13 protein-coding genes are annotated in these 13,604 nt (G+C 71.9%); 8 read left to right on the forward strand and 5 right to left on the reverse strand.

Going from position 1 to position 13,604, the window contains the following annotated elements; genetic code table 11:
* Nucleotides 1-42: 42 nt before the first annotated feature.
* The 4 genes from FZC61_RS02900 to FZC61_RS02915 all read left to right on the forward strand — a co-directional run bounded on the left by FZC61_RS02900 (nt 43) and on the right by FZC61_RS02915 (nt 5,502).
* Nucleotides 43-396 (forward strand): DUF485 domain-containing protein, encoded by a 354-nt coding sequence (locus FZC61_RS02900; protein WP_148612254.1) that lies wholly within the window; start codon nt 43-45, stop codon nt 394-396.
* Nucleotides 396-2,015 carry a solute symporter family protein gene (locus tag FZC61_RS02905; protein WP_148612256.1) on the forward strand — a complete coding sequence of 540 codons (1,620 nt, stop codon included), beginning with the start codon at nt 396-398 and terminating at the stop codon, nt 2,013-2,015. Before FZC61_RS02900 ends, FZC61_RS02905 begins: the two co-directional genes overlap by 1 nt.
* 181 nt (nt 2,016-2,196) lie before the next feature.
* Nucleotides 2,197-4,200, forward strand: a complete 2,004-nt coding sequence (gene acs, locus FZC61_RS02910; protein ID WP_148612573.1) for an acetate--CoA ligase — start codon at nt 2,197-2,199, stop codon at nt 4,198-4,200.
* Nucleotides 4,201-4,329: 129 nt separating this feature from the next.
* Nucleotides 4,330-5,502 (forward strand): serine hydrolase domain-containing protein, encoded by a 1,173-nt coding sequence (locus tag FZC61_RS02915; protein ID WP_148612258.1) that lies wholly within the window; start codon nt 4,330-4,332, stop codon nt 5,500-5,502.
* Between the two features lie 28 nt (nt 5,503-5,530).
* Here FZC61_RS02915 and FZC61_RS02920 read toward each other — a convergent pair whose 3' ends face one another.
* Nucleotides 5,531-6,640 (reverse strand): alpha/beta hydrolase, encoded by a 1,110-nt coding sequence (locus FZC61_RS02920; protein ID WP_148612260.1) that lies wholly within the window; start codon nt 6,638-6,640, stop codon nt 5,531-5,533.
* Nucleotides 6,641-6,768: 128 nt separating this feature from the next.
* Here FZC61_RS02920 and nhaA point away from each other — a divergent pair, with 128 nt between their 5' ends.
* The 3 genes from nhaA to FZC61_RS02935 are packed head-to-tail and all read left to right on the forward strand — an operon-like array spanning nt 6,769 to nt 9,396.
* Entirely contained in the window at nt 6,769-8,067 is a 1,299-nt protein-coding gene (gene nhaA / locus FZC61_RS02925) for a Na+/H+ antiporter NhaA (RefSeq protein WP_211357053.1), read from the forward strand.
* 60 nt (nt 8,068-8,127) lie between these two features.
* Nucleotides 8,128-8,532 carry a phage holin family protein gene (locus FZC61_RS02930; protein WP_148612264.1) on the forward strand — a complete coding sequence of 135 codons (405 nt, stop codon included), beginning with the start codon at nt 8,128-8,130 and terminating at the stop codon, nt 8,530-8,532.
* A gap of 3 nt (nt 8,533-8,535) precedes the next feature.
* On the forward strand, nt 8,536-9,396 hold the full coding sequence (locus FZC61_RS02935; protein ID WP_148612266.1) for a GNAT family N-acetyltransferase: 861 nt from the start codon (nt 8,536-8,538) through the stop codon (nt 9,394-9,396).
* 41 nt (nt 9,397-9,437) lie between these two features.
* On the opposite strand, the gene FZC61_RS02940 is transcribed toward FZC61_RS02935, so the two are convergent.
* The 4 genes from FZC61_RS02940 to nth are packed head-to-tail and all read right to left on the reverse strand — an operon-like array spanning nt 9,438 to nt 12,608.
* Nucleotides 9,438-10,634, reverse strand: a complete 1,197-nt coding sequence (locus FZC61_RS02940) for a MarP family serine protease (protein WP_148612268.1) — start codon at nt 10,632-10,634, stop codon at nt 9,438-9,440.
* Nucleotides 10,631-11,359 (reverse strand): NUDIX hydrolase, encoded by a 729-nt coding sequence (locus tag FZC61_RS02945; protein ID WP_246142480.1) that lies wholly within the window; start codon nt 11,357-11,359, stop codon nt 10,631-10,633. Before FZC61_RS02945 ends, FZC61_RS02940 begins: the two co-directional genes overlap by 4 nt.
* Complete coding sequence (locus FZC61_RS02950; RefSeq protein WP_170285948.1) at nt 11,356-11,955, reverse strand: TlpA family protein disulfide reductase; 600 nt, start codon at nt 11,953-11,955, stop codon at nt 11,356-11,358. Before FZC61_RS02950 ends, FZC61_RS02945 begins: the two co-directional genes overlap by 4 nt.
* Nucleotides 11,952-12,608 (reverse strand): endonuclease III, encoded by a 657-nt coding sequence (gene nth, locus FZC61_RS02955; RefSeq protein ID WP_148612577.1) that lies wholly within the window; start codon nt 12,606-12,608, stop codon nt 11,952-11,954. Before nth ends, FZC61_RS02950 begins: the two co-directional genes overlap by 4 nt.
* A gap of 252 nt (nt 12,609-12,860) precedes the next feature.
* On the opposite strand from nth, the gene FZC61_RS02960 reads away from it, so the two are divergent.
* Nucleotides 12,861-13,538 (forward strand): Crp/Fnr family transcriptional regulator, encoded by a 678-nt coding sequence (locus FZC61_RS02960; protein WP_148612272.1) that lies wholly within the window; start codon nt 12,861-12,863, stop codon nt 13,536-13,538.
* Nucleotides 13,539-13,604 lie beyond the last annotated feature (66 nt).

Below are 13,604 nucleotides of genomic sequence, written 5' to 3' on the forward strand. Positions count from 1 at the left end.
CCTAGCGTGACCGGCGTCACGTCAACCGAGAGGCGCCCCCGAATGTCGAACGACACCCAGCAACCGCGCGGCACAGCCCTGCGCCACGACCCCGTGTACGACACCCTGCAGTCCTCAGCCGACTTCATCGAGCTGCGTCGGCGCTACCGGACCTTCGTCCTGCCGGCCACCGCGCTCTTCCTGAGCTGGTTCCTGCTCTACGTCGTGATGTCCAACTGGGCCGGCGACTTCATGTCGACGAAGGTGGTCGGCAACGTCAACGTCGCCCTGGTCTTCGGGCTGCTGCAGTTCGTCACGACCTTCCTGATCGCCTACGTCTACAGCCGCTACTCCACCGCGCGTCTCGACCCGTTGGCCGACAGCCTCAACCACCAGTACGAGGAGGGGAAGCGCTGATGGACCACCAGGTGCTCACCACGGTCCTGTTCCTGGCGGTCGTCGCCCTGACGGTCTTCATCACCGTCCGCGCCAGCCGCTCGACGTCCGGCACGTCGGACTTCTACGCCGGGGGCCGCTCCTTCACCCCGGTGCAGAACGGGCTCGCGCTCGGGGGCGACTACATGTCCGCGGCGTCGTTCCTCGGCATCACCGGCATCATCGCGCTGTCGGGCTACGACGGCTTCCTGTACTCGATCGGCTTCCTGGTCGCCTGGCTCGTCGCCCTGCTGCTCGTGGCCGAGATGCTGCGCAACGCCGGCCGCTTCACGATGGCCGACCAGCTCGCCTTCCGGATGCGGCAGACGCCGGTCCGGGTCGCGGCCGCCACGTCGACCGTCGTGGTCTCGATCTTCTACCTGCTCGCCCAGATGGTCGGCGCCGGCGCCCTCGTGGCGCTCCTGCTCGACGTCGACAGCCAGGGCGTCAAGAACCTGGTGATCCTCGGCGTCGGGGCCCTGATGATCTTCTACGTCACCGTCGGTGGCATGAAGGGCACCACGTGGGTCCAGATCATCAAGGCGGTCCTGCTGATGGCCGGCTCGGCACTGATCGTCGTCCTGGTCCTGGCCAAGTTCGACTTCAACGTCTCCGACCTCCTCGGGGCAGCAGCCGACAACAGCGGCAAGGGCCAGTCGTTCCTGGAGCCCGGGCTGAAGTACGGCAGCACCCTGACCAGCAAGCTCGACTTCGTCAGCCTCGGGATCGCCCTGGTGCTCGGCACGGCCGGGCTGCCGCACATCCTGATCCGCTTCTACACCGTCCCGACGGCGCGCGACGCGCGCAAGTCGGTGCTCTGGGCGATCGGCCTGATCGGCGTGTTCTACCTCTTCACGCTGGTCCTCGGCTTCGGTGCGGCGGCGCTGCTCGACGTCACCACGCTCGACGCATCCGGCAACCTCGCCGCCCCCAAGCTCGCCGAGGTGGTCGGCGGTGGCGCCGACTCGACCGGCGGCGCGATCCTGCTGGCGCTGATCGCGGCGGTCGCGTTCGCCACGATCCTCGCGGTGGTCGCGGGGCTCACCCTGACCTCGTCGGCCTCGGTGGCCCACGACGTCTACAACAACGTGATCAAGAAGGGTCAGGCCACCGAGAAGGAGGAGATCAAGGTGACCCGGATGGCGGCGGCCGGCATCGGCCTCGTCGCGATCCTGCTGGCCATCCCGGCGCAGAACCTCAACATCGCCTTCCTGGTCGCCCTGGCGTTCGCGGTCGCCGCGTCGGCCAACCTGCCGACGATCGTGCTCAACATGTTCTGGCGGCGCTTCAACACCCGCGGCGCCCTGTGGAGCATCTACGGCGGCCTCGTCTCCGCCGTGGGCCTGGTGATCTTCTCGCCCGTCATGTCGGGCAAGGGGATCAGCCCGACCACCGGCAAGAACCTGTCGTTGCTCCCGACCAGCATCGACATCTCGTGGTTCCCGCTGGAGAACCCCGGCCTGGTGTCGATCCCGCTGGGCTTCCTCTTCGGGATCATCGGCACGCTGTCCAAGCGTGAGGCGGCCTCCGAGGAGCGCTACACCGAGCTCGAGGTGCGGGCCCTGACCGGCGCCGGTGCCGAGAAGGCCACGGCGCACTGAGCACGCACTGACCCCGGCCACGCCCGCCGGACCGGCCCGTCGTCCCTCGTGACGCCGGGCCGGTCCAACGCGGGCGCAACCCGACCTCGTTAGTGTGACGAGCGTCGCCACCCCGACCCGTAGCCAGCACCGTCGTAGGAGACCAGGAGCCACCGTGAGCGAAGAGACCCAGCCCGAGGCCATGCTGTCCAACCTCCTCCAGGAGGACCGCACGTTCGCGCCGCCGGCCGAGCTGGCCGCGCACGCCAACCTCGGTGCCGAGGCCTACGAGCGCGCCGAGGCCGACGTCGAGGCCTTCTGGGCCGAGCAGGCCGAGCGGCTCTCGTGGACGAAGAAGTGGGACCGGGTCCTCGACTGGGACGACCCGCCGTTCGCCAAGTGGTTCGTCGGCGGCACGCTCAACGCGGCCTACAACTGCGTCGACCGCCACGTCGAGGCCGGCCGCGGCGACAAGGTCGCGATCCACTTCGTCGGCGAGCCGGTCGACGACGACCCGGCCGCTGGGTCGGCCGCCGGGTCGGCCCACAAACGCTCCATCACGTACGCCGAGCTCAAGGACCTCGTCTCGCAGGCCGCCCACGCCCTGACCGACCTGGGGGTCGAGGCCGGCGACCGGGTCGCGATCTACATGCCGATGATCCCCGAGGCCGTCGTCGCGATGCTGGCGTGCGCGCGCATCGGCGCCCCGCACACGGTGGTCTTCGGCGGGTTCTCCTCCGACGCCCTCGCCTCCCGGCTCGAGGACTGCCAGGCCAAGGTCGTGGTCACCTCCGACGGCGGCTACCGCCGCGGGGCGGCCTCGGCGCTCAAGCCCGCCGTCGACGAGGCCCGCGCCAAGGCCGAGACGCTGGGCCACACGGTCACCAAGGTCCTCGTCGTCAAGCGCACCGGCCAGGAGGTCGCGTGGGACGACGCCGTCGACGTCTGGTGGCACGACGCGGTCGAGCAGGCCCCGACCGAGCACACCCCGCAGGCCTTCGACGCCGAGCACCCGCTGTACGTCATGTACACCTCCGGCACGACCGGCAAGCCCAAGGGCATCCTGCACACCACCGGCGGCTACCTGACCGGCACGTCCTTCACCCACTGGGCGGTCTTCGACCTCAAGCCCGAGACCGACGTCTACTGGTGCACCGCCGACATCGGCTGGGTGACCGGCCACTCCTACATCGTCTACGGCCCGCTGGCCAACGGCGCGACGCAGGTGCTCTACGAGGGCACACCCGACAGCCCCGAGCGCGGCCGGTGGTGGGACATCATCGAGGAGTACGGCGTCACGCTGTTCTACACGGCGCCGACGGCGATCCGGTCGTTCATGAAGCAGGGCCGCGAGATCCCCGACCAGCGCGACCTGTCCTCGCTGCGGCTGCTGGGCTCGGTCGGTGAGTCGATCAACCCCGAGGCCTACATGTGGTACCGCGAGGTCATCGGCGGCGACCGCTGCCCCATCGTCGACACGTGGTGGCAGACCGAGACCGGCGCCATGATGATCAGCCCGCTGCCCGGCGTGACCGCCGGCAAGCCGGGCTCGGCGATGAAGGCGCTGCCGGGCATCGCGGCCGACGTCGTCGACGAGAACGGCGACTCGGTGCCCAACGGCTCCGGTGGCTACCTGGTCGTCAAGGGTCCGTGGCCGTCGATGCTGCGCACCATCTGGGGCGACGACGAGCGCTACCGGAACACCTACTGGTCGCGTTTCGCCACGCAGGGCTACTACTTCGCCGGCGACGGCGCCAAGAAGGACTCCGACGGCGACGTGTGGCTCCTGGGCCGCGTCGACGACGTCATGAACGTCTCGGGCCACCGCCTGTCGACCACCGAGATCGAGTCGGCGCTCGTCTCGCACCCCAAGGTCGCCGAGGCCGCGGTCGTCGGGGCAAAGGACGAGGACACCGGCCAGGCCGTCTGCGCCTTCGTGATCCTGCGCGAGAGCGCCGGCGACGGCGGCGCCGACATCCTCACCGAGCTGCGCCAGCACGTGCGCAAGGAGATCGGCCCGATCGCGACCCCGCGTCAGATCATGGTCGTCGCCGAGCTGCCCAAGACGCGGTCGGGCAAGATCATGCGCCGGCTGCTGCGTGACGTCGCTGAGCACCGCGAGGTCGGCGACGTCACCACGCTGGCCGACTCCTCGGTGATGGACCTGATCTCCCAGGGCCTCGGCTCGGGCAAGGGCGAGGACTGACCACCTGCTGACGGCTCCCGTCTCAACGCGACGTTGAGACGGGAGGTCTTGCGTTCCCCTCGACGAGGGTCCACGGTGATGTGACCGGGGTCACGCAACGGGACGGACCCCCTTCACGCTGGAGGCCTCGTGGCCAGGAGCATCGACGGATCAGGCATCGACAAGGTCCTGCAGGACGCGGTCGGGAGCGGCGCGCTGCCCCACGTGGCGGCGATCGCCGCCGACGCCGACGGCGTGCTCTACGAGGGCGGTGCCGGCGTACGCGTGGCCGGTGAGTCCGACGACCCCGTCGACACGTCGACGACGTTCCGGATCATGTCGATGACCAAGATGGTCTGCACGACCGCGGCCCTGCAGCAGGTCGAGCACGGCGAGCTCGACCTCGCCGCGCCGGTCGAGGACTACTGCCCCGAGTTCGCCGACCTCGAGGTGCTCGAGGGCTTCGACGGCGACGAGCCGATCCTGGTCGAGCCGCGCAGCAGGGCGACCGTGCACCAGCTCGTCACCCACACCACCGGCCTGGGCTACTGGTTCTGGAACGAGCAGCTGGTGAAGTACGAGGCGGCCACCGGCATCCCCAACGTCGTGCCCGGCTCGGCCCAGGCCCTCACGGCCCCCCTGACCGCCCACCCGGGCGAGTCGTTCGTCTACGGCATCAACACCGACTGGCTCGGCAAGGTCGTCGAGGCCGTCGCCGGCAAGAAGCTCGACGAGGTCGTCGACGAGGGCATCGCCGGCCCCCTCGGCATGACGAGCACGACCTTCCACCCCGACGACGCCCAGCGCGACCAGGCCGTCATGGTGCACGTCAAGGGCGAGGACGGCGCCTGGGCCTCCGCGGGCAGCATCCTCAACCCGCAGCCCGACTGGTGGGCCGGCGGCCACGGCCTCTACTCCACCCCGCGCGACTACATCCGCTTCGAGCGGGCGCTGCTGCGCGGGGGCGAGCTCGACGGCGTCCGCATCCTGCGTCAGGAGACCGTCGACGCGGCGTTCAGCAACCAGATCGGCGACCTCGACTTCCCGGCCGAGATCCCCACCGCCGACCCGGCGACCACCGCGTCGTTCAACGCGGGGCCGGGCTGGAAGTGGGGCTACGGCCTGCTCCTCAACACCGTCGACGTCCCGGGCCGCCGCCGGGCCGGCACCGGCGCGTGGGCGGGGCTGTTCAACACCCACTTCTTCATCGACCGCACCACCGGCGTGTGCGCGTCGATCTACACCAACTCGCTGCCGTTCGTGACGCCCGAGGCCTTCGGGGTCTACGGCGCGTTCGAGGAGGCGCTGTACGCCGCCCTCTGACGGCAGCCGGGGTCGCAGGCGGCCCGGCTCAGCGCAGGACGGCGGCGATCAGCCGAGGGGCAGCCCAGCGCAGCGGCCGGTTGAAGTAGCGCCAGTCGTGGACGCCGCCGACCGAGACCCGGGCGCGGTAGGGGATCCCGGCCTCGGTGAGGGCCGCGAGGAACGTACGGTGCGTGTTCCACAGGTTGCGCTCGAAGGTGCCGCTGTAGATGCCGGAGCCGCCGGAGAAGCCGGTGCCGGAGGTGACCAGCACCTCGACGCCGCGGAGCCGGTCGACGAGCTTGGTCGGGTTGTGGAAGTCCCAGTTGGCCCGGTCGCGCACCGGGTCGCCCCAGACACGGCGCAGGTCGGGTCCGGGGAACGACACCCCGAGCGGTCCGAGCAGGTCGGGGGCCACGGCGCCGGTCGCGAGCGAGGTCGTGTCCACGTCACCGGAGATGCTGAGGACGGCCTTGAACATGCCCGGGTGGTGGGCGGCGTAGGTGAACGCGCCGATGCCGCCCATCGAGGCCCCGGCGATGCCGCGGGCGCCCGGGAGCGTGCGGAAGGTGCGGTCGACCCACGGCACGACGACCTTCGTGTGGAAGGTCTCCCAGTCGTAGGAGCCGTCGTGCCAGTCGCTGAACATCCCGGCCAGGTCCCCGGTACCGCCGGCCGGCATCACCAGGATGGCCGGCCAGCGGCGCGACATCTCGACGATCTCGGACTTGACCGACCAGCCGTCGTACTGGCCGCGGGCGCCGTTGAGCAGCATGATCACCGGGTAGCGGCGCCCGGCGTTGCGCGGCGCCGAGTAGCCGGTGGGCAGCAGGATGCGCACCCGGTTGTCCGAGACCTTCACCCCCGCCGGCACCGGCACGCGCCGGTCCACGCAGCGGTCGGGCGGGCACGGGTCGCTGCCCGACTCGCGCGGGGCCCGGCTGTCGGGGACCGCGCCGGAGTCGAGCGACGGGATGGCCATGAGCCGGGCGTAGGACGTCAGTGCCCCGACGGGGTTGCGCGCCGGGTCGCTGGTGACGACCGAGACGGCCCCCTCGGCGGGGACGGCGCCGACGGCGGTGCTGCCGGCGCCGGCAGCGGTCAGCGCGAGTCCGGCCAGGGCTCCGAGGGTCGCGACAGCGCGCGTGAAGGGGGTCACACCCCGGTCAACGGCCGTCCCTGACGGTGGTTACGCCCCCGGGTATGCCGGACCAGACAGGTTAAGGTGGCCGCGGTGCGCCGGGAAGTCTGGTCGGCAACGCTGTCGTCGACCCCACCAGGAGCATCGTGCCCCCCTCACCGACCCGTCTCTTCCAGCGCGGGACCTGGCCCGAGGCCTCTCGGGTCGCCGACATCCTGCGCGCCGAGACCACCGGCGGGATGCTGCTCATCCTCGGCGCCACCGTCGCACTGGTGTGGGCCAACAGCCCGTGGTCGTCGTCGTACGCCGCCCTGGGCGACCTGCACGTCGGCACCGACGCGATCGCCGGGCTGCACCTCGACCTGAGCCTCGCGACGTGGGCGGCCGACGGGCTGCTGGCGATCTTCTTCTTCGTCGCCGGCCTCGAGCTCAAGCGCGAGTTCGTCGCCGGTGACCTGCGCGACCCGCGGCGAGCTGCACTCCCCGTGGCCGCCGCCGTGGGCGGGATGATCGTCCCGGCCCTCGTCTACGTCGCCTGGAACGCCCGCGCCGACGGAGACCTGCAGGGCTGGGCGATCCCGACCGCGACCGACATCGCCTTCGCGGTGGCCATCCTGGCCGTCATCAGCACCCACCTGCCGTCGGGCCTGCGCACCTTCCTGCTGACCCTCGCCGTGGTCGACGACCTGCTGGCCATCACCGTGATCGCGCTGTTCTACACCGACACCGTCGACCTGGTCGCGCTCGCGGCGGCGGTGGTCCCGATCGCCGCGTTCGGCGTCCTGGTCCAGCGCCGGATCCGTAGGCCGTGGCTGCTGATCCCCCTGGCGCTGGCCGCCTGGGCCCTGATGCACGAGTCGGGCATCCACGCCACGGTCGCCGGCGTCGTGCTCGGCTTCACCGTGCCGGTGGTGCGCAGCGAGGCCGCCGGCGGCCCCGACGCCGGACCCGGTCTGGCCGAGCACCTCGAACACCTGGTGCGCCCGGTCTCGGCGGGGTTCGCCGTCCCCGTGTTCGCGTTCTTCGCCGCCGGGGTGACGGTCGGTGGGTTCGCGGGCCTGACCGACTCGATCACCGACCCGGTCGCCCTCGGCGTCGTCCTGGGCCTGGTGCTCGGCAAGCCGGTCGGCATCGCCGGGTCGACGTGGCTGCTGGCCCGCTTCACCCGCGCCGACCTCGACGACGACCTCTCGTGGGTCGACGTGATCGGCATGGCGATGCTGGCCGGGATCGGCTTCACCGTCTCGCTGCTCATCGGCGAGCTCGCCTTCGGCGCCGGCAGCCAGGCCGACGAGCACGTCAAGGTCGGGGTGCTGGTGGGGTCCCTGGTCGCGGCGACGCTGGCCGCGGTGGTGCTGCGTGCACGCAACCGGGTGTATCGGCGGTTGTGCGAGCAGGAGACGCTCGACGAGGACCAGGACGGGATCCCCGACGTCTACCAGTAGGGTCAGGGGGGTTCCGCCGGGTCTCTCGCCCGCACCGTCACCCACCCCGAGGATCACCGCATGGCCACCCAGCAGCCCCAGGTCGACGAGCCCACGATCGGCAAGCTGGTCAACGACGCCAGTCGTGACATCTCCACGCTGATCAGCAAGGAGATCCAGCTCGCCAAGTCCGAGCTCAAGGTGAGCGTCAAGCTCGGCGTCGCCGGCATCGTCATGTTCGCCGCGGCGGGCTTCGTCGCCGTGCTCGCCGTCATCATGCTCTCGGTGGCGTTCGCCTACCTCATCAACTGGAACGGCGACGGGCTCGCCCTGCACTGGGCCTTCCTCATCGTCACCTTCGTCTACCTGTTGATCGCCGGTCTGCTGGTCTTCGTCGGGATCAAGAAGGTCAAGCAGGTCGGTCCCCCCGAGAAGGCCATGGAGCAGGGTCGCGAGATCCCCAAGGCGCTCAAGGGCAAGAGCTAGGACGTGACGCTCGTCCGGGCCGCCGGCGTCGACGACGCCGCGGCCTGGGCTGCGGTGGTCGCCGCGGCGACGCCGTACCTCGTCGTCAGCGAGGCGTCGGTGCGCCACGAGACCGAGACCGAGCAGCGCACCCTGGCGCGCCTGGTCGCCGAGGTCGACGGCGTCGTGGTCGGGATCGCGCGGGTGCGCGACCACGGGCACCGCACGATGCTCATGGTGCAGGTCGCCCCCGAGCACCGCCGACGCGGCGTCGGCGGCGCGCTCCTGGCCGCCGCACTCCCCCGCGCCGCCTCGACCGGGGCCGGCGAGGTCGCGGGCATCGTGGCCGGCGACGACGCCAGCCAGGCCGCGGCCCGCGCCTGGGGCTTCGCCCCCGTACGCCGCCACACGATCTCGGCGGTCGACCCGCGGCTGGTCGAGGCGGCAGGCGACGGCGTACCGCTCGACGGGCTCGACCCGACGGCCGTGCACGACTGCCTCGTGGCGTGCGCCGGCGACGACCCGTCGGGGCTGAGCCAGGCCCACGCGCTCGAGGAATTCCTGCGCGAGGACTGGCGCCTGCCGACCCATCGCCCCGACCTCGGCCGCGCCGTGGTCGACACCGAGGGCCGGGTGCTGGCGTTCGCCATGGTCACCGTCGCCGGCGCGCGTGCCTGGAACGCCTTCACCGGCACCCGGCCCGACCACCGGGACCAGGGCCTGGCCCTGCGCGTCAAGACGGCCGCGTTGGTCGCGCTGGCCGGCGCCGGGGTGACGCGCTGCAGCACCGGCAACGACGCTGCGAACGCCCCCGTGCTCGCCGTCAACGCCCGCCTCGGCTACCGACCCATGGCCTGGACGACGTCGGCCTCCCGCCCCCTCTGACCAGTCGGCCCCACGTCGCGCGCACCCCAGGTCGCCCGGTCTCAGCCGGCGCAGTCCTGGGTCGAGACCTCACGGGTGGCGGTGCGGCCCTGGTCAGCGGCGTCGGTGACCTGCTCCCAGGTCAGGGCGTAGCCGGTGTCGCCGTCGGTGACCGAGGCCGCGAAGACGACCCCGGCGACGTGGCCCTGGGTCGTCACGATCGGGCCGCCGGAGTTGCCGGGGCGGATCAGGCCGCGCAGGGAGTAGACCTCACGGATGACGCTGCCCCGGCCGTAGATGTCGGGCGACTCGAGACGCCGCTCCTCGCGGACACGGCCGCGCTGGATGTCGTAGGGCCCGTCCTCGGGGTAGCCGAGGATCGCGACGCCGTCCTTGGCGTCGGTGACGTAGGCGTCCTCCTCGGCGGCGCTGTCGACCAGCGGCAGGGTGGGCAGGTCGCGGTCGTCGAGCTGGAGCACGGCGATGTCGAGGTCGGGGTTGTAGTAGACGACGGTGGCGTCGACGGGCTGGTCGTCGATGATCACGTCGGGGTCGTCGACGCCGGCGACCACGTGGGCGTTGGTCATCAACCGGTCGTCGGCGTAGAGGAAGCCGCTGCCCTCGACCCCGCGACCGCAGTCGTTGTTGCCGCGCACCTTGAGCACGCTGCGCTCGGCGTCGGCGATGTCGGGGTCCTTGAGCAGCCGCTGCGCGCCGGGGCTGACGTCGCGGATCTTCTCGTCGGCGAACGGCTGGAGGTAGCGCGGGAAGGACGTGCCGACAGCGTCGTTGAAGGCGTTGAGGGCGTTGGGGGCCGAGGCCGGCAGGGCGCTGTTGACCGTGCGCAGCACCGTCGACTCGCGGACCATCGCGGTCAGCGAGCCGATCCGGGTGCCGGTGACCGCGACGCCGAGGGCCCAGGCCACCAGCAGCACGGCGGTCGCGCTGAGCAGCGCCCCACCGATGGCGTCGACGGCGCGGGCCGGCTGCCAGGTGATCTTGTCGCGGATCTTGGCGCCGAGGAACTGCAGCAGCGCCTGGCCCAGCGAGGCGCTGACGATCACGATGAAGAGCGCGCCGAGCGACACCGTCAGCGACGGCTCGCGGTCGCCGAGCAGCAGCGGCGCGACGTAGATGCCGAGCAGACCGCCGGCGAGCAGACCGGCGGTGGCGAAGGCGCCGGTGACGAAGCCCTGCCAGTACCCGGAGAGGGCGTAGGCGAGCAGGAGCAGGACCAGGAGCCAGTCGAGGACGTTCATCCGCGGCGCCGCTCCTCGAACTCGGTGTTGGGGCGGACGTCGACGTTGGCCGGCGGCCGGCCCCCCAGCATGTAGGACGGGAGCTCGCGCTCGGGGGCGTCGGGGAGGTCCTCGATCCAGCCGAGGAACTCGAAGAGCCGCGCCACGATGCCGCCGGTGAAACCCCACAGGATGACGTCCTTGTCGTCGCCGATGAGGAACCCCGGCGACTTCCAGCCGCGCGGGCCGACCACGGTGATGCGGTGGGCGGGGTCGCGCAGCTCGTGGATCGGCACCCGCCACACGGCGTGGACCTCGTCGGGCGAGCGCACCGAGACCGGGCTGTGCTCGCGCCACCACGCGAGCACGGGCACGACGGCGAAGTTGCTGGGCGGCAGCCACAGCTCGGGCAGCTCGGCGAAGACCTCGACCCCGGCGGGATCGAGCCCGGTCTCCTCCTCGGCCTCGCGCAGCGCGGTCTCGTGCGGGGTCTCGCCCGGGTCGACCGTGCCGCCGGGGAAGGACACCTGCCCCGGGTGGGAGCGCATGTGGTGGGCCCGCTCGGTGAGCAGCAGCTCGGGCCCCGACCCGCCCTCGCCGAAGAGCATCAGCACGGCCGAGCGGCGTACGCCGTCGGCGTCGTCGGGCACCATGAAGCGGGTCAGGTCGTGGACGGTGATCGCGCGCGCCGCCGCCTCGACCGGGCGCAGCCAGTCGGGCAGGCCCGGGTGCTCGTCGAAGGTCACAGGGTGACCCCGAGGTTGGTCTGCACCGACCGGACCAGCGCGTCGAGGGACTTGATCTCCTTGGCCTCGATCGCAGCGACGCTGCCGTCTTCCGCGAGGTAGATCGTCTGCGGGAACGCCTGGGCCAGGCGGAGCCCGGCGTCGTCGAAGATCGTGCCGCCCGGGTCGGCGAGCTGGGGGTAGGTGGCACCCACCTCGTCGGCGAAGGAGATCGCGTAGTCGGGGTAGGTCTCGATGTCGATGCCGACGATCGGCACCTGGTCGGCGTAGGTGTCGTGGAACTGCTGCAGCACCGGCATCTCGCGCCGGCACGGCCCGCAGCCGGAGTACCAGAGGTTGATCAGCATCGGCCCCTTCAGCGTCGACAGGTCGACGTCGGGACCGCCGCCCAGGCACGGCAGGGTCAGCGCGGGCAGGTCGCTGGTGCCGCTGCCCGGGACACAGTCCTCGATGCCGGCCGCGGCCTTCTGCTCGCGCAGCGCGGGGGTGTCGACGTCGACCTTGCTGGGGCCCGGGGAGGGCACGGCCCCGTCGCAGCCGCTGAGCAGGACGAGCCCGGCCGTCAGGGCCGCGAGCCCGGCCAGGACCCGCCTCACGCCGGCCCCTGGGTCTTGAGGAGCGTGGCCGCGGCCTCGGGGTCGGTCGGGCCCTCGCCGAAGGCGGGGCACAGCCTGGCCAGGGGGCAGGCGCCGCACGCGGGCTCCTTGGCGTGGCAGCAGCGCCGGCCGTGCCAGATGACGTGGTGGCTGAGCATCGTCCAGTCGCGCTTGGGGAACAGCGCCCCGACGGCGTGCTCGGCCTTGACCGGGTCGGTCTCGTCGGTCCAGCCGAAGCGCCGCGAGAGCCGCCCGAAGTGGGTGTCGACGGTGATGCCGGGGACGCCGAAGGCGTTGCCGAGCACCACGTTGGCGGTCTTGCGACCCACGCCGGGCAGGGTCACCAGGTCGTCGAGCCGCCCGGGGACCTGGCCGTCGAAGCGCTCGACGAGCGCGGCGCTGAGCTTGAGCAGCGCGTCGGTCTTGGCCCGGAAGAACCCCAGCGGGCCGAGGATCGTCTCGAGGCGATCGCGGTCGGCGGCCGCCATCGACGCGGGGTCGGGGTAGGCGGCGAAGAGGGTCGGGCGGACCGCGTTGACCCGGCGGTCGGTGGTCTGGGCGCTGATGACGGTGACGACGAGCAGCTCGAAGGCGTTGTCGAAGTCGAGCTCGCAGCGGGCGTCGGGGTAGGTCTCGGCCAGGATCCGGTCCATCCTGCGAGCCCGCCGGACCAGCGAGGTCGACGGGGGCTCGGGCGTCGCTGCGGGCTTCGCAGCGGTCGGCACACGGGTCGGCACGCGCCCAGCCTACGGTTCGGCACCGACACCCTCGTGGGCCGGGAGCCTCGCGGACCGCTCAGGAACGGCACGGAATCGGGCGGTTCGCTTTCTCTGTGAGGTGCAGCACCCTCTAGGATTCGGCTCACGGGCGTTGTGCGCTCGCACCTAATACCTCCAGGAGGACCCGTGGACACCGACGTACTCCGTCAGGCGCCGCTGTTCAGTGCGCTCGACGACGAGGCCGCCCTCGCGCTGCGGTCCTCGATGAGCGAGACCCGGCTGCGCCGCGGCGACGTGCTCTTCCACGAGGGCGACTCCGGCGACAAGCTCTACATCGTGCTCGAGGGCAAGGTGAAGCTCGGCCGCACCTCCGCCGACGGCCGCGAGAACCTCCTGGCCATCCTCGGGCCCGGCTCGATGTTCGGCGAGCTGTCGCTCTTCGACCCCGGCCCCCGCTCGGCGACCGTCACGGCCGTGACCGACGCCGAGTTCGCCTCGCTGTCCCACGAGGACCTGCTGCGCTGGCTCGAGGGCCGCCCGGTCGTCGCCCGCGGCCTGCTCTCCCAGCTCGCCGGCCGCCTGCGCAAGGCCAACGACGTCGTCGCCGACCTGGTCTTCTCCGACGTTCCGGGCCGCGTGGCCAAGGCGCTGCTCGACCTGGCCGACCGCTTCGGCCGCACCGCCGACGACGGCATCCACGTCCACCACGACCTCACCCAGGAGGAGCTCGCCCAGCTGGTCGGCGCCTCCCGCGAGACCGTCAACAAGGCGCTGGCCGACTTCGCCTCGCGCGGCTGGCTGCGCCTGGAGCCCCGCTCGGTCGTCATCATGGACGTCGAGCGCCTGGCGCGCCGCGCCCGCTGACCCGGCGGCCCGCACCGACGCCGACAGCGCCCCCGGACCTCGGTCCGGGGGCGCTGTCGCGTCGTA

The sequence above is a fragment of the Nocardioides rubriscoriae genome (assembly GCF_008087085.1).
GTDB classification, from domain to species: Bacteria; Actinomycetota; Actinomycetes; order Propionibacteriales; family Nocardioidaceae; genus Nocardioides; species Nocardioides rubriscoriae.

What these genes read in the sequence shown, in the direction of transcription:
- FZC61_RS02940 (WP_148612268.1), bottom strand. Translation starts at nt 10,634, where the DNA reads ATGAACGTCCTCGACTGGCTCCTGGTCCTGCTCCTGCTCGCCTACGCC.
- FZC61_RS02900 (WP_148612254.1), top strand. Translation starts at nt 43, where the DNA reads ATGTCGAACGACACCCAGCAACCGCGCGGCACAGCCCTGCGCCACGAC.
- FZC61_RS02905 (WP_148612256.1), top strand. Translation starts at nt 396, where the DNA reads ATGGACCACCAGGTGCTCACCACGGTCCTGTTCCTGGCGGTCGTCGCC.
- FZC61_RS02930 (WP_148612264.1), top strand. Translation starts at nt 8,128, where the DNA reads ATGGCCACCCAGCAGCCCCAGGTCGACGAGCCCACGATCGGCAAGCTG.
- nth (WP_148612577.1), bottom strand. Translation starts at nt 12,608, where the DNA reads ATGGACCGGATCCTGGCCGAGACCTACCCCGACGCCCGCTGCGAGCTC.
- acs (WP_148612573.1), top strand. Translation starts at nt 2,197, where the DNA reads ATGCTGTCCAACCTCCTCCAGGAGGACCGCACGTTCGCGCCGCCGGCC.